Origin of the sequence: Bradyrhizobium sp. 31Argb (assembly GCF_043638955.1) — a bacterium.
Taxonomy (GTDB): domain Bacteria; phylum Pseudomonadota; class Alphaproteobacteria; order Rhizobiales; family Xanthobacteraceae; genus Bradyrhizobium.
Genome location: NZ_JBEGDB010000043.1, coordinates 14,616 through 37,460, shown reverse-complemented (window position 1 = coordinate 37,460; position 22,845 = coordinate 14,616). Strand labels below are relative to the sequence as shown.

Annotated in this window: 25 protein-coding genes, 1 tRNA gene and 1 pseudogene; 13 read left to right on the top strand and 14 right to left on the bottom strand. The window is 63.7% G+C overall.

Annotation, left to right across the window (positions count from 1 at the left end):
• Window positions 1-62: 62 nt before the first annotated feature.
• Window positions 63-383 (top strand): thioredoxin, encoded by a 321-nt coding sequence (gene trxA / locus AAFX91_RS11570; RefSeq protein WP_027580982.1) that lies wholly within the window; start codon window positions 63-65, stop codon window positions 381-383.
• A gap of 173 nt (window positions 384-556) precedes the next feature.
• On the opposite strand, the gene AAFX91_RS11565 is transcribed toward trxA, so the two are convergent.
• The 9 genes and pseudogenes from AAFX91_RS11565 to rpsA all read right to left on the bottom strand — a co-directional run bounded on the left by AAFX91_RS11565 (window position 557) and on the right by rpsA (window position 9,763).
• On the bottom strand, window positions 557-1,900 hold the full coding sequence (locus AAFX91_RS11565; protein WP_394566519.1) for a bifunctional folylpolyglutamate synthase/dihydrofolate synthase: 1,344 nt from the start codon (window positions 1,898-1,900) through the stop codon (window positions 557-559).
• Window positions 1,897-2,838 carry an acetyl-CoA carboxylase, carboxyltransferase subunit beta gene (accD, locus tag AAFX91_RS11560; RefSeq protein ID WP_394566518.1) on the bottom strand — a complete coding sequence of 314 codons (942 nt, stop codon included), beginning with the start codon at window positions 2,836-2,838 and terminating at the stop codon, window positions 1,897-1,899. Before accD ends, AAFX91_RS11565 begins: the two co-directional genes overlap by 4 nt.
• Window positions 2,839-2,931: 93 nt before the next feature.
• Window positions 2,932-3,768 (bottom strand): tryptophan synthase subunit alpha, encoded by an 837-nt coding sequence (trpA, locus tag AAFX91_RS11555; RefSeq protein ID WP_130579852.1) that lies wholly within the window; start codon window positions 3,766-3,768, stop codon window positions 2,932-2,934.
• On the bottom strand, window positions 3,765-4,982 hold the full coding sequence (gene trpB, locus AAFX91_RS11550) for a tryptophan synthase subunit beta (RefSeq protein ID WP_130579851.1): 1,218 nt from the start codon (window positions 4,980-4,982) through the stop codon (window positions 3,765-3,767). Before trpB ends, trpA begins: the two co-directional genes overlap by 4 nt.
• 179 nt (window positions 4,983-5,161) lie before the next feature.
• A pseudogene (locus tag AAFX91_RS11545) lies at window positions 5,162-5,800 on the bottom strand (phosphoribosylanthranilate isomerase); the annotation flags it as partial.
• 60 nt (window positions 5,801-5,860) lie between these two features.
• Entirely contained in the window at window positions 5,861-6,253 is a 393-nt protein-coding gene (locus tag AAFX91_RS11540) for a lipopolysaccharide assembly LapA domain-containing protein (RefSeq protein WP_130579849.1), read from the bottom strand.
• Between the two features lie 81 nt (window positions 6,254-6,334).
• Window positions 6,335-6,685, bottom strand: coding sequence for an integration host factor subunit beta (locus AAFX91_RS11535; protein ID WP_282528752.1), 351 nt, complete (start codon window positions 6,683-6,685; stop codon window positions 6,335-6,337).
• 141 nt (window positions 6,686-6,826) lie between these two features.
• Window positions 6,827-7,804, bottom strand: coding sequence for a signal peptide peptidase SppA (sppA, locus tag AAFX91_RS11530; RefSeq protein ID WP_130579847.1), 978 nt, complete (start codon window positions 7,802-7,804; stop codon window positions 6,827-6,829).
• 249 nt (window positions 7,805-8,053) lie between these two features.
• A complete protein-coding gene (gene rpsA / locus AAFX91_RS11525; protein WP_394566517.1) occupies window positions 8,054-9,763 on the bottom strand; it encodes a 30S ribosomal protein S1 in 1,710 nt (569 codons plus the stop codon).
• 550 nt (window positions 9,764-10,313) lie between these two features.
• On the opposite strand from rpsA, the gene AAFX91_RS11520 reads away from it, so the two are divergent.
• Complete coding sequence (locus tag AAFX91_RS11520; protein WP_394566516.1) at window positions 10,314-10,463, top strand: hypothetical protein; 150 nt, start codon at window positions 10,314-10,316, stop codon at window positions 10,461-10,463.
• Between the two features lie 60 nt (window positions 10,464-10,523).
• Here AAFX91_RS11520 and cmk read toward each other — a convergent pair whose 3' ends face one another.
• Genes cmk through aroA form a run of 4 tightly spaced genes read right to left on the bottom strand, consistent with a single transcriptional unit; the run spans window position 10,524 to window position 13,564 of the window.
• Window positions 10,524-11,162 carry a (d)CMP kinase gene (cmk, locus tag AAFX91_RS11515; RefSeq protein WP_394566515.1) on the bottom strand — a complete coding sequence of 213 codons (639 nt, stop codon included), beginning with the start codon at window positions 11,160-11,162 and terminating at the stop codon, window positions 10,524-10,526.
• A 6-nt stretch (window positions 11,163-11,168) separates the two neighbouring features.
• Window positions 11,169-11,576: a hypothetical protein gene (locus tag AAFX91_RS11510; protein ID WP_394566514.1), complete on the bottom strand. Its 408-nt coding sequence runs from the start codon at window positions 11,574-11,576 to the stop codon at window positions 11,169-11,171.
• Complete coding sequence (locus tag AAFX91_RS11505; protein ID WP_394566513.1) at window positions 11,554-12,159, bottom strand: hypothetical protein; 606 nt, start codon at window positions 12,157-12,159, stop codon at window positions 11,554-11,556. The genes AAFX91_RS11510 and AAFX91_RS11505 overlap by 23 nt, the downstream gene beginning before the upstream one ends.
• 10 nt (window positions 12,160-12,169) lie before the next feature.
• Complete coding sequence (gene aroA, locus AAFX91_RS11500) at window positions 12,170-13,564, bottom strand: 3-phosphoshikimate 1-carboxyvinyltransferase (protein WP_394566512.1); 1,395 nt, start codon at window positions 13,562-13,564, stop codon at window positions 12,170-12,172.
• Between the two features lie 111 nt (window positions 13,565-13,675).
• Between aroA and AAFX91_RS11495 the strand changes: the two genes are divergently transcribed.
• The 3 genes from AAFX91_RS11495 (at window position 13,676) to AAFX91_RS11485 (ending at window position 14,599) form a co-directional block, all read left to right on the top strand.
• Window positions 13,676-14,086 carry a TIGR02300 family protein gene (locus tag AAFX91_RS11495; RefSeq protein ID WP_130579843.1) on the top strand — a complete coding sequence of 137 codons (411 nt, stop codon included), beginning with the start codon at window positions 13,676-13,678 and terminating at the stop codon, window positions 14,084-14,086.
• A 65-nt stretch (window positions 14,087-14,151) separates the two neighbouring features.
• Window positions 14,152-14,227 (top strand) — tRNA-Ala (locus AAFX91_RS11490).
• 132 nt (window positions 14,228-14,359) lie between these two features.
• Window positions 14,360-14,599, top strand: coding sequence for a GIY-YIG nuclease family protein (locus tag AAFX91_RS11485; protein ID WP_130583132.1), 240 nt, complete (start codon window positions 14,360-14,362; stop codon window positions 14,597-14,599).
• A gap of 7 nt (window positions 14,600-14,606) precedes the next feature.
• Here the strand turns inward: AAFX91_RS11485 and AAFX91_RS11480 are convergent, their stop codons facing one another.
• Window positions 14,607-15,071 carry a MarR family winged helix-turn-helix transcriptional regulator gene (locus AAFX91_RS11480; RefSeq protein ID WP_130583131.1) on the bottom strand — a complete coding sequence of 155 codons (465 nt, stop codon included), beginning with the start codon at window positions 15,069-15,071 and terminating at the stop codon, window positions 14,607-14,609.
• A 156-nt stretch (window positions 15,072-15,227) separates the two neighbouring features.
• Here AAFX91_RS11480 and AAFX91_RS11475 point away from each other — a divergent pair, with 156 nt between their 5' ends.
• From AAFX91_RS11475 to AAFX91_RS11440, 8 genes are all read left to right on the top strand, one after another.
• A complete protein-coding gene (locus tag AAFX91_RS11475) occupies window positions 15,228-15,653 on the top strand; it encodes an organic hydroperoxide resistance protein (RefSeq protein WP_130583130.1) in 426 nt (141 codons plus the stop codon).
• A gap of 159 nt (window positions 15,654-15,812) precedes the next feature.
• Window positions 15,813-17,018 carry a CaiB/BaiF CoA transferase family protein gene (locus tag AAFX91_RS11470; RefSeq protein WP_394566511.1) on the top strand — a complete coding sequence of 402 codons (1,206 nt, stop codon included), beginning with the start codon at window positions 15,813-15,815 and terminating at the stop codon, window positions 17,016-17,018.
• Window positions 17,019-17,292: 274 nt separating this feature from the next.
• Entirely contained in the window at window positions 17,293-18,612 is a 1,320-nt protein-coding gene (ugpB, locus tag AAFX91_RS11465; protein WP_394566510.1) for a sn-glycerol-3-phosphate ABC transporter substrate-binding protein UgpB, read from the top strand.
• A gap of 173 nt (window positions 18,613-18,785) precedes the next feature.
• A complete protein-coding gene (gene ugpA, locus AAFX91_RS11460; RefSeq protein ID WP_394566509.1) occupies window positions 18,786-19,667 on the top strand; it encodes a sn-glycerol-3-phosphate ABC transporter permease UgpA in 882 nt (293 codons plus the stop codon).
• Window positions 19,667-20,515, top strand: coding sequence for a sn-glycerol-3-phosphate ABC transporter permease UgpE (ugpE, locus tag AAFX91_RS11455; protein ID WP_130583126.1), 849 nt, complete (start codon window positions 19,667-19,669; stop codon window positions 20,513-20,515). Before ugpA ends, ugpE begins: the two co-directional genes overlap by 1 nt.
• Before the next feature lie 141 nt (window positions 20,516-20,656).
• Complete coding sequence (locus AAFX91_RS11450) at window positions 20,657-21,745, top strand: sn-glycerol-3-phosphate import ATP-binding protein UgpC (RefSeq protein WP_394566508.1); 1,089 nt, start codon at window positions 20,657-20,659, stop codon at window positions 21,743-21,745.
• A gap of 322 nt (window positions 21,746-22,067) precedes the next feature.
• On the top strand, window positions 22,068-22,493 hold the full coding sequence (locus tag AAFX91_RS11445; RefSeq protein ID WP_130583124.1) for an Hsp20 family protein: 426 nt from the start codon (window positions 22,068-22,070) through the stop codon (window positions 22,491-22,493).
• 49 nt (window positions 22,494-22,542) lie between these two features.
• Window positions 22,543-22,809: a DUF1150 domain-containing protein gene (locus tag AAFX91_RS11440; RefSeq protein ID WP_028164846.1), complete on the top strand. Its 267-nt coding sequence runs from the start codon at window positions 22,543-22,545 to the stop codon at window positions 22,807-22,809.
• The last annotated feature ends 36 nt before the right edge of the window (window positions 22,810-22,845 follow it).

The window sequence follows — 22,845 nt, the reverse complement described above, 5'->3', positions numbered from 1 at the left end:
TGACGTATGATCCCGGGCGCGACTCAGTCGCGCCCTTTTCTTCCAACCGAACGAGGTACCCCATGGCCGTTGGCAAGGTTTCTGACGCCAATTTCGAAGCCGAAGTGCTCAACGCGACCGGGCCTGTCGTGGTCGATTTCTGGGCCGAATGGTGTGGCCCCTGCCGAATGATCGCGCCCGCGCTGGACGAGATCGCCGGTTCGATGGGCGACAAGGTCAAGATCGTGAAGCTCAACGTCGACGAGAGCCCGAAGACGGCTTCCAAATATGGCGTGATGTCGATCCCGACCCTGATGATCTTCAAGGGCGGCGAGATGGCCTCGCGCCAGGTCGGCGCGGCGCCGAAGGCGAAGCTGCAGCAGTGGATTTCCGCTGCGGTCTGATCCGGTAATTTCCTTGGAATAATTTTCGACAGCGGCCGGCGGATAGCCGGCCGTTTTGCTTTATTCGCACGAACGCCGTAGCCCGGAGCGAAGCACAATCCGGGGTTCTCTCCACGTGGACAGACTTTCCCGGGTTGCGCTGCGCTTCACCCGGGCTACGGGAGCTGGAGCCTTCACACCGGCGGCGTGCCGTTCACATCCAGCACATGGCCGGCGAGATAGAGTGAGCCCGTGATCAGGATGCGCGGCGACACCTCGTAGGCGAGGCTCGATAGCGCCTGCAGCGCGGCCTCCACGCTGGACGCGATCTCGACGCGCATGCCGAACGCGCGTGCCGCATCCGCCAGCCGATCGGGTGGCATGGCGCCCGGGCGGCCGGGAATCTCGACCGCGATGATGTGCCGCGTCAGGCCGGCGAAATTGGCCAGGAAGCCGGATGCATCCTTGTTCGCCATCATGCCGGCGATCACGACCAGCGGACGCGACACGCGCTCCTCGAGATCGCCGACCGCAGTGGCCGCCACGCGCCCGCCTTCGGCATTGTGTCCGCCATCGAGCCAGATCTCCGAGCCCGCCGGCGCCAGATTGACCAGCTCACCCGACGCCAGCCGCTGCATCCGCGCCGGCCATTCGGCATTGACGATGCCGGCTTCGAACGCCGCGATCCCGATCTTGAACGCGTCGACAGCACGCAGCGTCGCGATCGCAAGCCCGGCATTGTCGAACTGGTGACGACCGAACAGTCTTGGCGCCGCCAGATCCATCAGGCCGCGGTCATCCTGATAGACCAGCCGGCCGCGCTCGACCCCGATATGCCATTGCTGTCCGGCCGCATGCAGCGGCGCCCGCCGGCGCGCCGCCTGTGCCTCGACGACCGACATCGCATCAGCCGCCTGCTCGGCACAGACCACCGGCACGCCGCGTTTGATGATCGCGGCCTTCTCACCTGCGACCGCGGTCAGCGTGTCGCCGAGGAATTCGGTGTGATCCATGCTGATCGGCGCGATGACGGAGGCGAGCGGCGTCTCGACCACATTGGTCGAATCCAGCCTGCCGCCGAGACCGACCTCGAGCAGTGTGACGTCGGCCGCATGCGTGGCGAACAGGCAGAACGCCGCCGCAGTCTCGATCTCGAAGATCGTGATCGGCTGGCCGTCATTGACGCGTTCGCAATGCTCGAGCACCGAGCGCAATTCGTCGTCGTCGACCAGCACGCCGCCACCGACGCGGCCAAGGCGATAGCATTCGTTCAGTCGCACCAGATAGGGCGAGGTGAAGGCATGGACGCGCAAGCCGGCCGCTTCCAGGATCGCACGCAAATAGGCGATCGTGGAGCCCTTGCCGTTGGTGCCGGCAACATGGATCACCGGCGGCAGCTTGCGCTCGGGATGATCAAGCCGTGTGAGCAGCCCGTGCATGCGATCGAGGCTGAGGTCGATCGTCTTCGGATGCAACGCCGACAGGCGCGCAACCAACTCGCCGAGCGGCGGCGATGGTTGGGCGGCAGGTACGCTCACGCGTGCGGCGCTGCCGGCACGGTTTCCGGTGCCGAGACGATCTGGGTGGGTGCCGTGACCTCCGGCGCAGGCTTCGAGGGCACCTGCAGCGGCGGCGATTTGGTGAGCAGGCGGCACAGCCGCGCCAGCGTCGCGCGCATGTCGTGGCGATGCACGACCATGTCGATCATGCCGTGGTCGCGCAGATATTCGGCGCGCTGGAATCCTTCCGGCAGTTTCTCGCGGATGGTCTGCTCGATCACGCGCGCGCCGGCGAAGCCGATCAGCGCGCCGGGCTCGGCGATTTGCACGTCGCCCAGCATCGCATAGGAGGCGGTGACGCCGCCGGTGGTCGGATTGGTGAGTACAACGATATAGGGCTGCTTGGCCTCGCGCAGCATCTGCACGCCCACGGTCGTGCGCGGCATCTGCATCAGCGACAGGATGCCTTCCTGCATCCGCGCGCCGCCCGAGGCTGCGAACACGATGAAGGGTGACTTCTTTTCGACCGCAAGCTCGAGCCCGCGCACCATCGCTTCACCGGCGGCCATGCCGAGCGAGCCGCCCATGAAATCGAAATCCTGCACCGCGATGACGGCGCCCATGCCTTCGAGCTTGCCGTAGCCGACCTTGATCGCGTCGTTCAGCGCGGTCTTGGCTCGCGCATCCTTGATGCGATCGACATATTTGCGCTCGTCGCGGAACTTGAGTGGGTCAGGCGTCACGTCGGGCAGCGCCACGTCGAACCAGGTCTCGTTGTCGAAGATTGACTTCAGCCGCGCCACCGCGCCCATGCGCATGTGGTAGTTCGAGCCGGGAATGACGAACTGGTTGGCCTCGACGTCCTTGTAGAACACGAGCTGCCCAGAATCCGGGCACTTTATCCAAAGATTCTCCGGCGTCTCGCGCCGCAGGATGCTGCGGATCTTCGGCCGGACGACATTGGTGAGCCAGTTCATGCTTCGCTCCGAAATGCGGTCAGTTCCGCATTAGGTCAATATATGGCGGGCCGGGTAACGCCCGGCAAGCCGCGCTGCGACGACGATTGCAGCCTATTCGGCCGCTTGTTTGGCGCCCCACACGCCCTGCGCCAATGCGGCGGCAAGATCGGCCACGGCGGTCACGGTCCTGGCGGTAGCCCGCCCCTCCGCATCCAGGCTGCCGCGCAGGGCATCGACCAGCGCGGTGCCGACCACCGCACCATTGGCGCTTCGGGCGATCGCCCGCGCCGCTTCCGGGGTGCGGATGCCGAAACCGACGCAGACCGGCAGCCTGGTATGCCGCTTGATCCGCGCCACCGCTTCGCCGACCGCCTTGGTGTCCGCCGCCGCTGCGCCGGTGATGCCGGTAATCGAGACATAGTAGACGAAACCCGAGGTGTTCGCGAGCACCGCCGGCAGGCGCTTGTCGTCGGTGGTCGGCGTCGCCAGGCGGATGAAATTGAGCCCGGCCTTCATCGCCGGCAGGCACAGCTCGGTGTCCTCCTCCGGCGGCAGGTCGACGATGATCAGGCCATCGACGCCGGCGCTCTTGGCGTCGGCGAGGAACTTGTCGACGCCGTAGATGTAGATCGGATTGTAATAGCCCATCAGCACCAGCGGCGTGGCGTCATCGTCCTTGCGGAAGCCGCGCACCATTTCGAGCGTCTTCTTCAGCGTCATGCCGCCCTTGAGCGCGCGCAAGCCGGCCGCCTGGATCGACGGACCATCCGCCATCGGATCGGTGAAGGGCATGCCGATTTCGATGACATCAGCGCCGGCCTTCGGCAGCGCCTTGAGGATGTCGAGCGATGTCGCTGGGTCCGGATCGCCGGCCATCACGAAAGTGACAAAGGCGGAGCGGCCCTGCTTCGCAAGCTCGGCAAAACGTGCATCGATACGGGTGGTCACTTGTTTCGGCCCTTCAAGATGTCGCCGACCTGCGGCACGTCCTTGTCGCCGCGGCCGGAGAGGTTGACCACCATCAGGTGATCCCTGGGTCGCTTCGGTGCGAGTTCCGTCACCTTGGCGATGGCATGCGCTGGCTCCAGCGCCGGGATGATGCCTTCGAGCCGCGACAGCAATTGGAATGCTTCCAGCGCCTCTTCGTCGGTCGCCGAGAGATAGTTGACGCGGCCGGTCTCGTGCAGCCAGGCGTGCTCGGGGCCGATGCCGGGATAGTCCAAACCGGCCGAGATCGAATGCGCTTCCTGGATCTGGCCGTCTTCGTCCATCAAGAGATAGGTGCGGTTGCCGTGCAGCACGCCGGGCCGGCCACCCGCGATCGACGCCGCATGCAATTGCGTCAGGCCGTGGCCGGCGGCTTCGACGCCAAAGATCTCGATCGAGGGATCGTCGAGGAACGGATGGAACAACCCCATCGCATTGGAGCCGCCACCGATGCAGGCGACGAGCGAATCCGGCAGGCGGCCCTCGACCTCCTGCAATTGCTGGCGCGTCTCGATGCCGATGATCGACTGGAAGTCGCGCACCATCATCGGATAGGGATGCGGGCCGGCCACCGTGCCGATGCAGTAGAACGTGTTGTGCACATTGGTGACCCAGTCGCGCAGCGCATCGTTCATCGCATCCTTCAGCGTGCGCGCGCCCGACTGTACCGGGACCACCTTGGCGCCCAGCATCTCCATGCGGATCACGTTGGGCTGCTGCCGCGCGACATCGACCGCGCCCATGTAGACCACGCATTCGAGCCCGAACCGCGCGCACAGCGTCGCGGTGGCAACGCCGTGCTGGCCGGCTCCGGTCTCGGCGATGATCCGCTTCTTGCCCATGCGGCGCGCCAGCATGATCTGGCCGAGCACATTGTTGACCTTATGCGAGCCGGTGTGGTTCAGCTCCTCGCGCTTGAAGTAGATCTTTGCGCCGCCGAGATGCTCGGTCAGCCGCTCGGCGAAATAGAGCGGCGACGGCCGGCCGACATAGTGCTTCAGATGGCCGTCCATCTCCTTCTGGAAGGCCGGATCGGCCTTGGCCTCGGCATAGGCCTTTTCGAGGTCGAGGATCAGCGGCATCAGCGTTTCCGCGACGAAGCGTCCGCCGAAAATGCCGAAATGCCCGCGCTCGTCGGGACCGCTGCGGAAAGAGTTGGGCAGTGCTGGGCTCATCGAACTATCTTTGTATCGGTTAGTGGCGCCGTTCCTGCTCGCTCGCCCCGCCCTTGCGGGGGGAGGGTCGGGGTGAGGGGCTCTCTCCACAAATTCGGTGACCGCGGTGGCTCCCCCTCACCCGGATCGCTGACGCGATCCGACCTCTCCCCGTGAACGGGGAGAGGTGAAGGAAGGTCTGTGGCGCGCGCGGCGCGGATGAAGGCACGGATCAATTCGGGATCCTTGATGCCGGGCGACCGTTCGACGCCGGACGAAATATCGACGCCGCCGGCACGGGTGACACGGACGGCCTCAGTGACATTGTCGGCGTTCAGCCCGCCTGAGACCATGAAGGGCAGCTCAAGCTGGAGCTTTTCGAGCACGTGCCAATCGAACACTGCACCGAGGCCGCCTGGCCGCGTCGCGCCTTTCGGGGCGCGGGCGTCGAACAGGATGCGGTCGGCGACCGCGGCATAGCCCGCAAGCGGTGCGAGATCGGCTGCTGTCTCGACCGCAAGTACCTTCATCACTTGCAGGCCGAACCTCTGCTTGATGTCGCGCACGCGCGCCACCGTCTCCTTGCCGTGCAGTTGCAGGATGTCAGGCTGCAGCGTCTCGACGATGTTTTCGAGCGTGGCGTCATCCGCATCGACGGTGAGCGCCACCTTTACGGCGCGGCCCTTCGCCTGCCGGCCAAGCTCCCGCGCGGCCTCAAGCGCAAGATGCCGCGGCGAGGGCGGAAAGAACACAAAGCCCACCATGTCGGCACCGGCCTCGAGCGCGACGTCGAGCGTCTCGCGCGTGGACAGGCCGCAGATTTTGACGAGCAGGGACATGGTCTCTCAGGAGTGCTGCAACGGCCGAAACTGGCAGCTCCGGCACGGACGGGGCGGGTTCTACAACGTCGCGCCCTGCTTGTCTCGCCCGACGACCCCCGATGAACCGCCATTTGATGGGGCTGTGAGGCGACGCCGTTCGGCTTGCGCAGCGGCCAAGGTCGCCCGCAGATCGGCCAGTTCCACCCGGGCCTGCCGGGCGTCAGCCTCATGCTGCCGCGCCGCGCGCCGCCAGCGATGCTGCCGGAACCAGGTCGCCATGCCGCCCGCGATCACGCCCAGGATCGCCACGATAATGAGCACCAGGAATAACGGCAGCGTTATCGCCACCGTCGGAGTGGTCGAATTGAACGGATCGAATGAAACCGTCACCAGGTGACGGTTCGCAACGGCGAAGATGATGAAGAACAGGCCAAGCAGGATGACGAGCAGCGTCGTGAAGAACTTTCGCATCACCATCCCTCGCAGCGGCCGACAATCGCGTGCCGATCTATAGCAACCGGAGACGCGGATGCGCCAGCGATCTCCGCGAGATCAGGCGCTCGATTCCGGCGAGCTACCGCCGCTGCCATCGGTGTCGCGGTTCAGGCGCTCGCGCATTTCCTTGCCGGTCTTGAAGAACGGAACGCTCTTCTGATCGACCGGCACATGCGCACCGGTTCGAGGATTGCGGCCGGCCCGCGCCGGACGATGCTTCACCGAGAACGCACCGAACCCACGCAGCTCAACCCGATCGCCGCGCGCCAGCGCAGCCACGATCTCATCGAGAATCGCATTGACGATGTTCTCGACATCCCGCTGGTAGAGATGCGGGTTGTGCTCGGCGATACGCTGAACAAGTTCGGATTTGATCATCGAGAATGTGGCCCGGGACCTTGCGGATATCCATTTCCGTGAAAATGCCTTGAACTGTCAAGACGCTAAATCACTTTTGGCGCCAAGGAAGAGCCGTGACAAATGGCCCGAACCCGGCTTTTCGCGATTCCCGCAATACGGGAGTGCGGCCAAAGACCGATTGTGCGCATCTCAATTGCTCCCCGAAGGCTGCCAAAGCGCCAGCATGCCATCCATGCCGAGCCGATCGACAGCCTGGGCGAGGCCGGTCTGCTCGATGCGGCGCGCTATTGCGCTCAAACCAAATGCATCGAGCGTGGCCGAAGCCGCCGTGCGTAGGAATGTCAGATCGCCGAAGCGCGGATTGAGCTTGTAGTCGCGCACCGGCAGTTCGCTCTTGATCTTCTTCTCCTGGACCAGCCAGGCGACCGCGGCCCTCTCATCGCCGAGCTGATCGATGAGCTTCAATTCCACCGCCTGCCGGCCGGTGAAGACACGACCGTCCGCGACCTTTTCAAGCAGGGCATCATCCATGCCGCGTCGCTCCTTCACGAGGCCGCGGAACCAGGCATAGGAATCCTTCACCAGCGCATCGATCGCGGCGCGTGCTTCCGGGCTGGTCGGCTCGAAGCCGTTGGGCGCGGCTTTCAGCGGCGAGGACTTTATCTCCTCGACCTTCACGCCCACGGTTTTCAGGAGCTCGCTGACATTCGGAAACTGGAACAACACGCCGATCGAGCCGACCAGCGAGCTCTGCTGCGCGACGATGTGGTCCGCGGCAATCGCGGTGATGTAACCGCCGGACGCCGCCAATCCCTCGACCACCACGACCAACGGCTTCTTCGCCTTCAGCCGCGTCAGCGCGTCGTAAAGCTGCTCGGAACCGGCGGTGGTGCCGCCCGGCGAATTGATATGGACGATGACGGCCGCGGCTTGCGACTTCTCCAGCCGCTCCAGCGCCTCGACACGATCCTGGTCGCTGCGGATCAGGCCCTCGATATTGATGCGCGCGATCGATCCCGCTGTCGTCAGCGAGCCGCGCCCACCCGCTACGATCACGCCGACGCCGACAAGGGCCGCGATCGCAACCACCGCTGCCGCGACGCGCCAGAAGGTCAGCTTGCGGCGAATCCGGCGACGATCGACGATCACGTCTGAATCAAGCGACATCGAAAATCTCCAAAAGAGCTCAGCGCGTTCTTGCAATCACAGGATGACGGAGAGGTTATCAAAATACATCAATTGCGGTGCAATATGAAGAAAGCAAGGCTGGCATAGAGTTACAAGCGTAGCACGGATGGAATACGCCGAGATACGCAGCCGTAGCCCGGCGTGTTCCATCCGGGCTACGGATAGGCCCCAAACAAAAAAGCCCCGGCCGAAGCCGGGGCTTGATGATGTGACGAAGAAAGCAAGTGCTCACTTCTCGTTGGCACGATTCTTGAGCGCGGTGCCGAGAATGTCACCGAGCGTCGCGCCCGAATCCGAGGAGCCATACTGTGCGATGGCTTCCTTCTCTTCGGCCACTTCCAGCGCCTTGATCGAGACCTGCACCTTGCGGGCCTTCTTGTCGAACTGGATCACCCGCGCATCGACCTTCTCGCCGACGGCGAAACGTTCGGCGCGCTGATCGTTGCGGTCGCGGGCGAGTTCCGAGCGCTTGATGAAGGTGGTGAAGTCGGTGCCGGAGATCTTCACTTCGACGCCGCTCTCCTTCACTTCGAGCACTTCGCAGGTCACGACCGCGCCCTTCTTGACGTCGCCCGGCTCGGCGAAGGGATCGCCCTCGAGCTGCTTGACGCCGAGCGAGATGCGCTCCTTCTCGACATCGACGTCGAGCACGACGGCCTTCACCAGGTCGCCCTTCTTGAAGTTGTCGATCACCTGCTCGCCCGGAAGCTTCCAGTCGAGATCGGACAGGTGCACCATGCCGTCGACGTCGCCTTCGAGACCCAGGAACAGGCCGAACTCGGTCTTGTTCTTGACCTCGCCTTCGACCACCGAACCGACCGGATGCTTCTCGACGAAGACTTCCCAGGGGTTGCGCATGGTCTGCTTGAGGCCGAGCGAGATGCGGCGCTTGACCGAATCGACTTCCAGCACCTGCACCTCGACTTCCTGCGAGGTGGAGACGATCTTGCCGGGATGCATGTTCTTCTTGGTCCACGACATCTCGGAGACGTGGATCAGGCCTTCGATGCCCGGCTCGAGCTCGACGAACGCGCCGTAATCGGTGATGTTGGTGACGCGGCCGGTGAAGCGGGCGCCAAGCGGATACTTCGCCTCGATGCCCTGCCACGGATCGTCCAGGAGCTGCTTCATGCCGAGCGAGATGCGGTGCGTCTCGTGGTTGATCTTGATGATCTTGACCTTCACGGTCTGGCCGATGGAGAGCACCTCGGTCGGGTGATTGACGCGGCGCCATGCAATATCGGTGACGTGCAACAGGCCGTCGATGCCGCCGAGGTCCACGAACGCACCGTAGTCGGTGATGTTCTTGACCACGCCGTCGATCACCTGACCCTCTTCGAGGTTCTGCACCAGCTCCTGGCGCTGCTCGGCGCGGGTTTCTTCGAGCACGGTGCGGCGGGACACCACGATGTTGCCGCGGCGACGGTCCATCTTGAGGATCTGGAACGGCTGCGAGTTGTTCATCAGCGGCGCGACGTCGCGGATCGGACGGATATCGACCTGTGAACGTGGCAGGAAGGCCACGGCACCGTCGAGATCGACGGTGAAGCCGCCCTTGACCTGGTTGAAGATGACGCCGGTGACCTTCTCGTTGTTCTGGAACGCCTTCTCGAGCTTGCCCCAGCTCTCCTCACGCCGCGCCTTGTCGCGCGACAGCACCGCTTCGCCGAGCGCATTCTCGATGCGGTCGAGGAACACCTCGACCTCGTCGCCAACCTTGAGATCGCTTTCGCGGCCGGGGCCGACGAATTCGCGCAAGGCCACACGACCTTCGGTCTTCAGGCCGACATCGATGACGGCCATATCCTTTTCAATGGCAACCACCTTGCCCTTGACGACCGAGCTCTCCTGCAGATTGCCGCCGGCAAAGGATTCATCGAGCATCGCGGCGAAATCGTCGCGGGTAGGACTATAGGAAGCAGCAGTATTCGAAGCCATATGTTCTCCAGATGCGGGTGTCTTGCCGGCCGTTCGGGTTAAGGGCGCACCGCGCATGTGGTGTCAGGTCCGCAAATCCTGACGACCGCTCCTTGCGCGAGGGCGCAAAAGCGGGCCGGCAGCAAGCCACATGTTCGATACGTTGATGGCGCGCATTCCGCAAAAGTGGAAAACCGGTTTTGCGAAAGAATGCACGTGACGTAGATGTCCAAGCCCGGAAACGAAAGATCGACGTCAAGCACCGATGGAGCGGGCGCTCCTCCAATATCGGCCGGGGCTCGAACCCCGCTGCCGGCCCGCTCGGGCGGCCCCGACATAGTCGATGGCGGCACGGACGCTGCTGATATAATATCCACCGCTATTTTCGGCAAGCCAGAAATGCCCGATTTGCGGGGCTCTAAGGCTGACACAAGCCTTAACAATGCCGGACTGCATTTGAACAATTGTTGACCGTGTTGCGCGAAAGGCATCTGGCAGGGCTTGTGGTGGAACCCGGGCTTAAGTGAGCCCGCGCATAGTGGGGCCCACCCAAGAGACAGGGGGAACGACCATGAAAAGCCTGATCGCCCTGGCCGTCGTTACCGCGTTCGCACTCGGCCATGCCATCGCCGCAATGCCTGGCGCGGCGGCGTCGATGCGGACCTTTTCGGCTGCACAGTCTTTCTCCGGCCTGGCTGACCAGGAATCCTCGACGCGTTAGGTAGCGTTTTCGAGCAAAGTGGGTACCGGTTCGCGTGAAGAAAACGCGTCAAACAACAATCTAGGCCAGCCCGCGCCCCGCGCGCACCGCCTCGACGATGTCGATCGCGGCGCGCACGCCGGCCTCGATATCGAGATTGGAATTGTCCAGCGTATGCGCATCGGGCGCCGGCTTCAGCGGGGCCACCGCGCGATTCTTGTCACGCTCATCGCGCTTGAGAATATCGGCCAGCACCGCTGCCTCATCGGCGTCCTCGCCGCGCGCGCGGGCCTCCAGCGTCCGCCGCCGGGCCCGCACACGCGGATCGGCGACGACAAAGATCTTCACATCGGCATTCGGGCAGATCACGGTCCCGATATCGCGGCCGTCAAGGACCACGCCAGGCGGATCGGCGGCGAACTGGCGCTGGAAATTGACCAGCGCCTCGCGCACCTTGGGTATTGCAGATACCACGGAAGCGGCATCGCCGATCCGCTGCGTCTTCAGCTCGAGATGGCCGAATTTCTCAGGGTCGAGCTCCATCGCCGCCTTGATCGCGCGCGCTTCATCGGTGAGGTCGGCGCCGGCATCGAGCAACGCCTTCGCCACCGCGCGATAGATCACCCCGGTGTCGAGATGGCGGTAGCCATAATGCGCAGCGAGCCGTTTTCCCAGCGTGCCCTTGCCGGATGCGGCCGGCCCGTCGATAGCGATGATCATGGTGCCCTATTGAGTCGTGGAGTGAGGACCGCGGGCGCGCCGCAACGGTCGCTCCTCGGTGAAGATATTGCGCGAGGCAAACTCGCCCGGGCTGCTGAAGGTGAGAAATTCGCGCATCGCGTCCGAGGCAGCCTCCGAGGTAAACCAGGGCGTCTTCAACCGACGTGCCGGATCACAAACCCAGCCAGGTACATGGCCGAGCCGACGTTGTTTGGCGAGATACTCGGCGATCGCACCGACAAGTGCGTCGAGCCTAGCGTCACCGGTTAATTTCGGCTCGCGCTCGATGGACGCATAGCGAAGCTCATCGGTGGAAGCCAGGTCGAAAGTGTCGACAAATTCCGCAAGGACGACGTCCTGGGGAGCGCCGGCCTGGATGCTCTCGACGGCATCAGCGAGGGTATTTGGGGGCATCGGCCACTCCCTCACGGCTTATGTTCTTCAGCAGAAAGCGCCGCTTTTCGGCTGAAGCGGCGCTCATGGGAAAATATCGACCCAACAGGCCGATTGCATCGTCGACCGTGGAAATGCCGACGACGTGCATCAGATTGAGGATATCGAGGCGCTCGGTTTCTCCACGAACTGGATCCAGGACACGGAACGCTTTCAGCTTCAGCGCCAGGAGATACTCCGCCGAGGGCACCGAAACGACAAGACCAGCCGACGTGGCGTCACGCGGAAATGTTCCGAATTCCAGATGATCGGCCGCTCGATCGGCGAGCGAACTCAGGTGAAATGAAACGCCGTCATTGAGCCAATCTTCCCGCCAATGATTTTCTTGAGCTATCTCGTGCACGACCGACGCCAGCCAATCGGGCAGAGGATGCTCAAGCTTCGATACATCGACGTCTTCCGTTGCGAATCGGAAATTGCTCGCAAGCATGAGCGCGGAACCTCCATAGACCGCGATCTGGAGCTTCGTTCCCGCCTGCGCCGCAGCTCGACCGATTCGGTCGAAGGCCTCGAGCAGCGCATCTCGGTCGAACGCCGTACCCATAGCGTCAGCCTCATGAAAACTCCGCGCCGAGCGAGCGCATCATCGGAATGAAATCCGGGAAACTGGTGGCGATGAAGGCGGTGTCGTCGATCGTCACCGGCCGGTCGGCGGCGAGCCCCATCACCAGGGCCGACATCGCGATGCGATGATCCATGTGGGTGGCGACCACGCCGCCGCCGGGCACATGGCCCTTGCCCTCGACGATCAAATCGTCGCCTGAAATCTCGACCTTGACGCCGTTGACACGCAGCATGTCGGCGGTGGCTTCGAGGCGATCGGATTCCTTGACGCGCAATTCCTGCAGGCCGCGCATGACGGTGGTGCCCTCGGCGTAAGCGGCCGCCACCGCCAGCACCAGATATTCGTCGATCATCGCCGGCGCGCGTTCCGGCGGCACCACGACCCCGCGCAATTTGGAAGCGCGCACGCGCAACCGCGCCATCGGCTCGCCGCCGTCCATGCGCAACTCGTCCTCCTCGATCGAGGCGCCCATCTCGCGCAGCGTCGTGAACAGCCCGGTGCGCAGCGGATTGGTCATGACGTCAGGCAGCACGATATCGGAGCCGCCAACGACCAGCGCCGCCACGACCGGGAACGACGCCGAGGAGGGATCGGCGGGAACGACGACCTCAGCGCCGTGCAGTTCGCCCTGGCCGGTCAGCGCGATCCGGCGGCCGTGGCTGCCTTCCTTGCTCGAGGTGAGCGCGGCACCAAAATGCTTCAGCATCAGCTCGGTGTGATCGCGGCTGGCTTCCTGCTCAATCACTGTGGTGACGCCCGGCGCCGCCAGTCCCGCCAGCAGCACCGCGGACTTGATCTGGGCCGAAGCGACGGGGGTCCTGTAGACGATCGGCACCGGGTTGCGGGCGCCATGCAGCGTCAGCGGCAGGCGGCCGCCTTCCCTCATCTCGCCCGCCCTGGCGCCCATCAGTTCCAAGGGATCGAGGATCCGCCGCATCGGCCGCGAGCGCAGCGAGGCATCGCCGTCAAAGGTCGCCGTGATCGGACAGCCGGCAACCGCTCCCATCACCAGCCGGCAGCCGGTGCCGGAATTGCCAAAATCGAGCGGCCCGGCGGGCTCCGCGAAGCCCCCGACGCCAACGCCCCGGACCGACCAGGCAAACGGGCCGGTACGCTCGACCTCGGCCCCCAGCGCCCGCATCGATTTGGCGGTATTGAGCACATCTTCGCCCTCGAGCAGCCCGGAAATCCGGCTTTGGCCGACCGCCAGCGCACCCAGGATCAGGGCCCGGTGGGAGATCGACTTGTCGCCGGGGACGCGGGCCTTGCCGCTCAGGGGACCGCTCGCGCGGGCCTCCAGGGGGGTCTTGGAGGGGGTCTTTTCGGGGTTCTGATGGTCGGAATGGGCCAAGATCACGTCCTCTCGCGGCGCGGCAGGTAACATATCGAACCCCCGGCGTCACCCGGGAGTAAATGCGCGCAAACCGCTATTGACAGCGGCCCCTCAACTAGCCAAGTGAAGCACCGCTTTTCAGAAAATTCCTGGGATCACCACGTGGCCAAGTCCGACCTCGGAACCAAACGCATTTGCCCGACCACGGGCAAGAAGTTCTATGATCTGAACAAGAACCCGGTTATCTCGCCTTACACCGGCGAAGTCGTGCCGATCGCCCCCGTGGCGCCGCCGCGCGCTACCCGAGGCGCCAGCGCCGCTGCGGCCACCGCCGCTGCCGATACGCCGGAGCCCGCGGAGGCCGAAGAATTGGTCTCGCTCGAGGAGGCCGATGCCGAGGAGAACACCGGCAAGGTCAAGGCGGTCGTTCCCGAATCCGAGGACGATATCGAGATCGACGAGACCCTCGAAGACGATGATGACGATGATTCCACCTTCATCGCCGACGAAGAAGAGGGCGATGAGGACGTCACCGACATCATTGGCGACGTCGGAGGCGATGAAGAGACTTGAGATCGATCCAGAACTGTGTTCTGGGTCTTTCCCCGCGAGTCGGATGCGGCTCGCGATCCCTTAAAGGGGCCATAGCTCAGCTGGGAGAGCGCTTGCATGGCATGCAAGAGGTCGGCGGTTCGATCCCGCCTGGCTCCACCACGCTTCGCCCTTCGGGCTACGCGTGGCGCAGCCGCGCGGAGCTCGAAGGGCGAAGCGTGGTGCCCGGCGAAGCCCAACGGGCGAAGACGGGCTGCCCAAAACTCCGCTGGTGCCATCTGCCGGTAGGCATCAATGTGGTACGTCTACATCATCCGCAGCACCAACTTTCCGGACCAGGAGTACATCGGTGCCACTGCGGATTTGAAACGACGCTTTCCGGAACACAATGCCGGCAGATCCGCGCACACCGCCAAGTTCAAGCCATGGCAACTGATCTGGTACTGTGCCTTCCCCGATAAGTACAAAGCGCTTGCCTTCGAGAAGTATCTAAAATCCCATTCCGGCCGCGCGTTCGCCAAGAAGCGCCTCTGATCCCCCCTCACTCCGCCACCGCCGCATTCAGCCTGTCCCGCAGCGCCACGATCTCGTTCTTCATCGCCGATAGTTCCGGGACCGAGCAGGCAGAGGCCGCCAGGACCTGTTGCGGCACCGCTCTCGCCTTCTCCTTCAGCGCCTGCCCTTGCGGCGTGAGTGCGATCAGCACCTGCCGCTCGTCTTCCTTGCTGCGTGTGCGCTTGATGAGCTGTGCGGCTTCCAGCCGCTTGAGCAGCGGCGTCAGCGTGCCGGAATCCAGGAACAGCCGCTCGCCGATATCCTTGACCGGAACTCCATCCTTCTCCCAGAGCACGAGCATCGCCAGGTATTGCGGATAGGTCAGGCCGAGCCGGTCCAATAGCGGCTTGTAGACGCGGTTGAACGCGTGCGCGGTCGAATAGATCGCAAAGCAGATTTGATTGTCGAGCCGTAGCGGCTGGTCCGCGACCGCCAACTGTTTCCGTGCCATTTCTCAGCCTCGTCAGAATCTGGGTTCATTGTGGGCCGGTGCCGCCACACATTCAATTGCGAACAATTAAATGTGAGGCCATGCGTTTTATATTGTGCGCAATCTAATTGTCTGCAATATAAACGGCGTCGAAACCATTGATGAGGGAGACACCCCATGTCCGTGAACGTGCTCTACAAGACCAGCGCCAAGGCCACTGGCGGCCGCGACGGCCATTCCGCGACGCTTGATGGTGCGCTCGACGTCAAGCTCACCACGCCGAAGGAGCTCGGCGGTGGCGGCGGCGCCGGCAACAACCCCGAACAGCTCTTTGCGGCCGGCTACGCCGCCTGCTTCATCGGCGCGATGAAGTTCGTGGCCTCGCAGGGCGGCCCGAAGGTGCCCGCCGACGCTGCGGTGACCTCGACGGTCGGCATCGGACCGCGCTCCGAAGGCGGCTTCGGCCTCGATATCGCGCTCGATGTCTCCCTGCCCGGGCTCTCGCGTGCGGATGCAGAGGCGCTGGTGGAAAAGGCCCACCAGGTGTGTCCCTATTCCAACGCCACGCGCGGCAATGTCGATGTACGCCTGAACGTGGTGTAATCCGTATGGCGGAATAGCCCGCTGATTTTTTGCGGCGGGCTATTCGCGTTGCGATCGGTGATGGCATGCCTCCACGCGCGATAAGGCATTGCCGCCGCGTTCGAAGACCGCTAGCTCTGGACAAACCCTCCATCTGTTTGACTTGAGCGAAGGTTTCCCATGAGTTCAGAAGCGGTCGCAGGCGCGATGGCCGGCCTGCGCGTGATCGATTTGACGCGCGTGCTCGGCGGTCCCTATTGCACCCAGATTCTCGCCGACCACGGCGCCGACGTGATCAAGGTCGAGCCGCCCGCCGGCGACGAAGTGCGCGACTGGGGCCCTCCCTTTCATGAGGAGGATGCGGCCTATTTCGTCGGCATCAACCGCAACAAGCGCTCGATCGGGCTCGACCTCGCCTCCGAAGGCGGCCGTGCCGTGCTGATGAAGCTGCTCGAAGGCGCCGATGTCCTGATCGAGAATTTCAAGCCGGGCACGCTCGACAAATGGGGCATCGGCAACGACGTGCTGCGCGCGAAATTCCCGCGGCTGGTGCATTGCCGGATCTCCGGCTTCGGCGCCGACGGCCCGCGCGGCGGCAATCCCGGCTATGACGCGATCATCCAGGCCATGACCGGCATGATCGCCGCCACCGGCTCGCCGGAAAGCGGCCCGATGCGAATCGGCGTGCCGCTGGTCGACATCACCACCGGGCTCTATGCGACGATCGGCATCCTGATGGCGCTGTCGGAGCGGCAGCGCTCCGGCCTCGGCCAGTTCCTCGAGACCACGCTGTACGAGACCGGCCTTGCGATCATGCATCCGCACACGGCCAACTACTTCATGCACGGCAAGCCGCCTGGTCTCACCGGCAACGAGCATCCCAACCTCGTTCCTTACGCGATCTTCCCGACCAAGACCGACAACATCTTCATCGGCGTCGGCAATGACGGCACCTTCCGCAAATTGTGTAAGGAGATCGGCAAGCCCGAACTCGGCACCGACCCGCGCTTTGCCCGCAACAAGGACCGCATCGCCAACCGCGACGCGCTGCGCGCGGAGCTTGCCGCGGTGTTCAGCCAGTATGAGGCCGAGCCGCTGTGCAACCGCCTGCTCGCCGCCGGCCTGCCGGCGGGGCCAGTGCAGAAGATCGACCAGGCGCTGACCAACCCGCACACGATCTACCGCGGCGATATCATCGAGAAGGATTGGTACAAGGGCGTCGCCTCGCCGATCCGGCTGGAACGCACCAAACCCAGCCTGCGCCGCACCCCGCCAAAGTTCAGCCAGCACGCCACTGAGGTGCTCGGCGAGTTCGGCTACTCACAAGCGGAAGTCGAGTCGCTCGTCGCCATGGGCGTGGTCTGCGGGCCCGAGCGGAAGCGCTGATCTGTTCAGATCAGCTTCGTAGCCCGGATGGAGCGCAGCGCAATCCTGGACTTTTTCGCAAGGCGCGAATTTTCCCGGATTGCGCTTCGCTCCATCCGGGCTACTTGCGGGCTGCGGCAACAAGTCACTTCAAGATTGACGTTCCAGGGGCCGCGCGTTTTTGCACCGGCTCCCGCTTCCCCGGCGCCATGATCTTCGCTTATAGGTCATTTGCACGTCATTCCGCGCTGCTAGCGCAACCGACGGAGATGGCGGCTTAACGGGAGGGGTTTTGATGGCTTTTCGACAGTTCGGCGCTGCAGCAGCAATCGCGGTCGCACTGGCATTCGGTGCTTCGCCGGCATTTGCGGTGACCGAGATCCAGTGGTGGCACGCCATGACCGGCGGCAACAACGATGTCGTGGTCAAGCTCGCCAATGACTTCAATGCATCGCAGAGCGAGTACAAGGTCGTTCCGACCTACAAGGGCGGCTATGCTGATACGATGAACGCCGGCATTGCCGCGTTCCGCGCCGGTAACGCGCCCCACATCATGCAGGTCTTCGAGGTCGGCACCGCCACCATGATGGCGGCCACCGGCGCGATCAAGCCGGTCTACAAGCTGATGCAGGAGGCCGGCGAGAAATTCGATCCGAGCAGCTACCTGCCCGCGATCACCGGCTACTACTCGACTTCGAAAGGCGAGATGCTGTCCTTCCCCTTCAACTCGTCCTCGACGGTGATGTGGGTCAATCTCGACGCCTTGAAGAAGGCTGATATCGCCGAGATTCCGAAGACCTGGCCGGACGTGTTCGACGCAGCGAAAAAACTGAAGGCCGCGGGCTACACCAATTGCGGCTTCTCCAACGCCTGGGCGACCTGGGTCAATCTCGAGCAGCTCTCGGCCTGGCACAACGTGCCGCTGGCCAGCAAGGCCAACGGGCTCGACGGCTTTGACACCGTGCTGCAGTTCAACGGACCGCTGCAGGTCAAGCATCTCGAAAATCTGATCGAGCTGCAGAAGGACAAGACCTACGACTATTCCGGCCGTACCAACACCGGCGAGGGCCGCTTCACCTCGGGCGAGTGCCCGATCTTCCTGACCTCGTCGGCGTTCTTCGGCAATGTGAAGTCGCAGGCCAAGTTCAACTGGACCAACGCGCCGATGCCCTACTATCCCGACGCCAAGGGCGCGCCGCAGAATTCGATCATCGGCGGCGCCTCGCTGTGGGTGATGGGTGGCAAGACGGCCGAGGAATACAAGGGCGTCGCCAAGTTCCTGGCCTTCCTCTCCGACACCGACCGCCAGGTCGGGATCCACAAGGCCTCCGGTTATCTTCCGATCACCAAGGCGGCCTACGAGAAAGCGAAGGCGGAAGGCTTCTACAAGGATCAGCCCTATCTCGAAACCCCGCTGAAGGAGCTCACCAACAAGGAGCCGACCGAGAACTCGCGCGGCCTGCGCCTTGGCAACATGGTGCAGCTCCGCGACATCTGGGCCGAAGAGATCGAGCAGGCGCTGGCCGGCAAGAAGACGGCCAAACAGGCGCTCGATGCCGCCGTCGAGCGCGGCAACCAGATGCTGCGGCAGTTTGAAAAAACCGCTGTACGCTGAGATCTGGCGTCGCACGCACACCACGTAGCCCGGATGGAGCGAAGCGTAATCCGGGAGAGTTTCGCCGCGGATCGACTACCCGGATTACGCTTGCGCTCCATCCGGGCTACAATTACGCGCTGAGGGGATGATCGGGCGGTCCGCATGATGCGGCCTGCCTCGCTTGGGGTGTCATGCAGAAGCAGGCGGTTTTCCAGTCCAAGCTGTTGCCTTTTGCGCTGGTCGCGCCGCAGCTCGCGATCGTCCTGATCTTCTTCTATTGGCCGGCCGCGCAGGCGGTGCTGCAATCCTTCCTGCTTCAGGATGCGTTCGGGCTCTCGACCAGTTTCGTCTGGTTCGAGAACTACCAGGACATCCTGAGCCAGCCGGATTATTGGGCGGCGATCGTCAGGACCTTCGTGTTCTCCTTCGCCATCGCGTTCTCGTCGCTGTCGTTTGCGCTGCTGCTGGCTGTCATGGCCGACAAGCCGCTGCGCGGCGGCACGCTGTATCGCACGCTCCTGATCTGGCCTTATGCCGTTGCCCCTCCGGTGGTCGGCGTGCTCTGGGTGTTCATGCTGCACCCCTCGCTCGGGATCCTGGCGCGCGGATTGCGCGACATGGGCATCGATTGGAACCCGCTGCTCGACGGCAACCAGGCCGCGCTCCTGATCATTCTCGCCGCCGCCTGGAAGCAGATTTCCTACAATTTCCTGTTCTTCCTCGCGGGCCTGCAGAGCATTCCGAAAAGCGTGCTCGAAGCGGCCGCGATTGACGGGGCACGCCCGATGCGCCGGTTCTGGACGGTGACGTTCCCGCTGCTGTCGCCGACCATCTTCTTCCTTCTGGTCATCAACATCGTCTACGCCTTCTTCGACACGTTCGGCATCATCGACACGATGACGCGCGGCGGACCGGCAAAGGCCACCGAGACGATGGTGTACAAGGTCTATGTCGACGGCCTGCTCGGCGGCAACCTCGGCAGCTCGGCAGCGCAATCGGTGATCCTGATGATCATGGTCATCGGACTGACAGCGGTGCAGTTCCGCTTCGTCGAACGCAAGGTGACCTACTGATGGTCGAGCAGGAAGGCATCCAGCGCTACGTCGCGCATGCGATCCTGTGGATCGGCATCGCAATCGTCGCGTTTCCGGTCTATCTCGCCATCGTTGCGTCCACCCAGGAAAATGCTGTTATCGCCAACGGCCAGATGTCGCTCCTGCCGGGCGGACATTTCCTTCAGACCTACTACCAGACCATTTTCGTCGGCACGAGCGGCTCGACCCGCGAGCCGGTCGGCACCATGCTGCTCAACTCGCTGGTGATGGCGCTGTTGATCGCATTCGGCAAGATCGCGATCTCGATCATCTCGGCCTATGCGATCGTCTATTTCCGCTTTCCGTTCCGGATGGCGATGTTCTGGCTAATCTTCATCACGCTGATGCTGCCGGTCGAGGTGCGGATCTATCCGACCTACAAGACCGTCGCCGACTTGCACCTGCTCGACAGCTATGCCGGTCTCGCGCTGCCGCTGATCGCATCCGCCACCGCGACGCTCCTGTTCCGCCAGTTCTTCATGACCGTGCCCGAGGAGCTGCTCGAGGCGTCGCGCATCGACGGCGCAGGGCCGTTGCGGTTCTTCTGGGATACGCTGTTGCCGCTGTCGCGCACCAACATGGCGGCGCTGTTCGTCATCCTCTTCATCCTCGGCTGGAATCAGTATCTCTGGCCGCTGTTGATCACCACGCGCGACGACATGCAGACGATCCAGATCGGCATCCGCAAGATGATCACCACCACCGATGCACTGACCGAATGGCCGGTGGTGATGGCCACCGCCGTGCTCGCGATGTTGCCGCCGGTGCTCGTGGTCGTGGTGATGCAGAAGCTGTTCGTGCGCGGACTGGTGGAGACGGAAAAGTGAGGGAGCTAGTGGCGAATAGCGAATGGCGAGTAGCGAATGGAGGCGCGCGCAAGCTGACGACCTTCGCTTTCCTATTCGCTATTCGCTACTCGCTATTCGCCCGCCTCCCCCTACTCGCTATTCGCGTCCGCGGAGCTGGACATGGCTAACGTCACCCTCCGCAACGTCCGCAAGACCTATCCGGGCGGCTTCGAAGCGATCAAGGGCATCGATTTCGAGGTCGGCGACGGCCAGTTCTGCGTGCTGGTCGGCCCGTCCGGCTGCGGCAAGTCGACGCTGCTGCGCATGGTGGCGGGGCTGGAGACCATCACCGGCGGCGAGATCGACATCGGCGGCCGCGTGGTCAACCAGGTCGAGCCCGCTGATCGCGACATCGCCATGGTGTTCCAGAACTACGCGCTCTATCCGCATATGAGCGTCTACAACAACATGGCCTACGGCCTGCGCAACCGCCGCATGCCGGAGGCGGAGATCAGGACGCGCGTCGAGGAAGCCGCGCGCATCCTCGAGCTTGCCGCGATGCTCGACCGCAAGCCGCGGCAGCTCTCCGGCGGCCAGCGACAGCGCGTCGCGATGGGGCGCGCGATCGTGCGGCAGCCGAAAGTGTTCCTGTTCGACGAGCCGCTGTCGAACCTCGACGCCAAGCTGCGCATCGCGATGCGAGTCGAGATCCGCAAATTGCAGCGCCGGCTGAACACGACCTCGATCTACGTCACCCACGATCAGCTTGAGGCGATGACGCTCGCCGATATCCTCGTCGTGATGAACGGCGGCCTGGTCGAGCAGATCGGCAATCCCCTTGAAATCTACCAGAAGCCGGCGACCACCTTCGTCGCCGCCTTCATCGGCGCGCCGCCGATGAACCTGATGCCGCTGGCTTCCGATGAACTCAGGTCGCAGCTCGCCGGCGATATCAGTGCTAGCGAGGCCGGCATTCTCGGGATCCGGCCCGAAGACTTCGTGATCGCGAACGAATCGGTCCCCGGCGGCGTCGCGCTTGGCCTCACCGTGGAGGCGATCGAGCATGTCGGCGCCGAGACCTTCGTCTACGGCACCCGCCAGCGTGAGGAACAGGGCGTGGCCGCCAACCCCGGCGAACTGCCGCCGGGCGAGGTCATCGTCCGGGTTCCCGGCGCGACCGGCCCCGCCATCGGCCAGCGGATCCGGGCGGTCGCCCCCCGCGACAAATTGCACCTGTTCACCGCCGATGGCCGGAAGCGAATCGGCTGAGGCTTGGACGCCTTCCCTCGCCGTCATTCCGGGGCCCGCGCAGCGGGAACCCGGAATCCATCGGGCTGCATACCGTGGCGGAGAAATGGATTCCCGGTTCATCGCGGAGCCTGTCATCGGGCCGCGCTTCGCGCGGACCCGGTGGCAATGCCCGGGGACGACCGCGTTTGGGCTGGCAACGAGCGGATTAGTCCTGATTCCAGAGGTGCTTGAACCCTCCGCGAATCGCCCCCATATTCGTTCATGACCGAGGGCAAGACGCCTATTCGGTTGCATGGGGCGCCGCAAGGGCCCCTCAAAGTCGCTTCGAGAGGGCTTTGGGATGTCTCGTGTTCCAACGTTGTCCAGTCCGTTCCTTTTGGGATTCGACGAAATCGAGCGTGCGCTCGATCGCGTCGTGAAAGGCGCCGACGGCTATCCTCCATACAACATCGAGCGGTGTGACCGGTCCAACGGCCAGCCCGAACGCCTGCGCATCACGCTGGCGGTGGCGGGGTTTACCCGCGACCAACTCGATGTAACGGTTGAGGAAAACCAGCTCGTGATTCGGGGCCGCCAGCAGGAGGACAAGGCTCGGCAATACATCCATCGCGGCATTGCCGCACGCCACTTCCAGCGCACTTTCGTGCTGGCGGAGGGGATGCAGGTGCTGGGCGCGGATCTGAAGAACGGGCTGTTGTCGGTCGACCTGGCCAGGCCGGAACCTGAAAGGGTCATTAAGACAATCGCGATCAATGAGCACGAATAATGGAACGAGGAGCGGACTCGACCGCTTAATCGACAAAGGAGTCGAGACCATGAGTGAAGTGAGTACGACGTTAGAACGCGATAGCGTCTCACCGGAGGCGCTGGCCCATCTGGGCGAGGGTCATATCGCCTATGTGAAGCAGGTCCGTTCCGAGGATGTACCGGATCTCTTTCCCCAGGCGCCCAAGATTGCGCCGGGACTCAAACTCTTCGCGCTCCATGCGGCCGACGGCACGCCGATGATGCTGACCGATAGCCGGGAAGCCGCGGTCGCCAACGCCTGGAGCAACGAGCTGCAGGCCGTCAGCGTCCACTGACGCCGGTCAGCCTGACGCGGGCTGGTTGAAGGCGCC

Bases quoted from the DNA above. Each gene is read 5' to 3' on its own strand.
- AAFX91_RS11505 (WP_394566513.1), bottom strand. From the start codon at position 12,159: ATGGGTACGGCGTTCGACCGAGATGCGCTGCTCGAGGCCTTCGACCGA.
- AAFX91_RS11540 (WP_130579849.1), bottom strand. From the start codon at position 6,253: ATGCGAAAGTTCTTCACGACGCTGCTCGTCATCCTGCTTGGCCTGTTC.
- sppA (WP_130579847.1), bottom strand. From the start codon at position 7,804: ATGTCGCTTGATTCAGACGTGATCGTCGATCGTCGCCGGATTCGCCGC.
- AAFX91_RS11510 (WP_394566514.1), bottom strand. From the start codon at position 11,576: ATGCCCCCAAATACCCTCGCTGATGCCGTCGAGAGCATCCAGGCCGGC.
- AAFX91_RS11445 (WP_130583124.1), top strand. From the start codon at position 22,068: ATGTCTCGTGTTCCAACGTTGTCCAGTCCGTTCCTTTTGGGATTCGAC.
- accD (WP_394566518.1), bottom strand. From the start codon at position 2,838: ATGAACTGGCTCACCAATGTCGTCCGGCCGAAGATCCGCAGCATCCTG.
- AAFX91_RS11450 (WP_394566508.1), top strand. From the start codon at position 20,657: ATGGCTAACGTCACCCTCCGCAACGTCCGCAAGACCTATCCGGGCGGC.
- ugpA (WP_394566509.1), top strand. From the start codon at position 18,786: ATGCAGAAGCAGGCGGTTTTCCAGTCCAAGCTGTTGCCTTTTGCGCTG.
- aroA (WP_394566512.1), bottom strand. From the start codon at position 13,564: ATGTTACCTGCCGCGCCGCGAGAGGACGTGATCTTGGCCCATTCCGAC.
- AAFX91_RS11475 (WP_130583130.1), top strand. From the start codon at position 15,228: ATGTCCGTGAACGTGCTCTACAAGACCAGCGCCAAGGCCACTGGCGGC.
- AAFX91_RS11470 (WP_394566511.1), top strand. From the start codon at position 15,813: ATGAGTTCAGAAGCGGTCGCAGGCGCGATGGCCGGCCTGCGCGTGATC.
- rpsA (WP_394566517.1), bottom strand. From the start codon at position 9,763: ATGGCTTCGAATACTGCTGCTTCCTATAGTCCTACCCGCGACGATTTC.
- trxA (WP_027580982.1), top strand. From the start codon at position 63: ATGGCCGTTGGCAAGGTTTCTGACGCCAATTTCGAAGCCGAAGTGCTC.
- AAFX91_RS11440 (WP_028164846.1), top strand. From the start codon at position 22,543: ATGAGTGAAGTGAGTACGACGTTAGAACGCGATAGCGTCTCACCGGAG.
- ugpE (WP_130583126.1), top strand. From the start codon at position 19,667: ATGGTCGAGCAGGAAGGCATCCAGCGCTACGTCGCGCATGCGATCCTG.
- trpB (WP_130579851.1), bottom strand. From the start codon at position 4,982: ATGAGCCCAGCACTGCCCAACTCTTTCCGCAGCGGTCCCGACGAGCGC.
- cmk (WP_394566515.1), bottom strand. From the start codon at position 11,162: ATGATCATCGCTATCGACGGGCCGGCCGCATCCGGCAAGGGCACGCTG.
- AAFX91_RS11480 (WP_130583131.1), bottom strand. From the start codon at position 15,071: ATGGCACGGAAACAGTTGGCGGTCGCGGACCAGCCGCTACGGCTCGAC.
- ugpB (WP_394566510.1), top strand. From the start codon at position 17,293: ATGGCTTTTCGACAGTTCGGCGCTGCAGCAGCAATCGCGGTCGCACTG.
- AAFX91_RS11485 (WP_130583132.1), top strand. From the start codon at position 14,360: ATGTGGTACGTCTACATCATCCGCAGCACCAACTTTCCGGACCAGGAG.
- AAFX91_RS11520 (WP_394566516.1), top strand. From the start codon at position 10,314: ATGAAAAGCCTGATCGCCCTGGCCGTCGTTACCGCGTTCGCACTCGGC.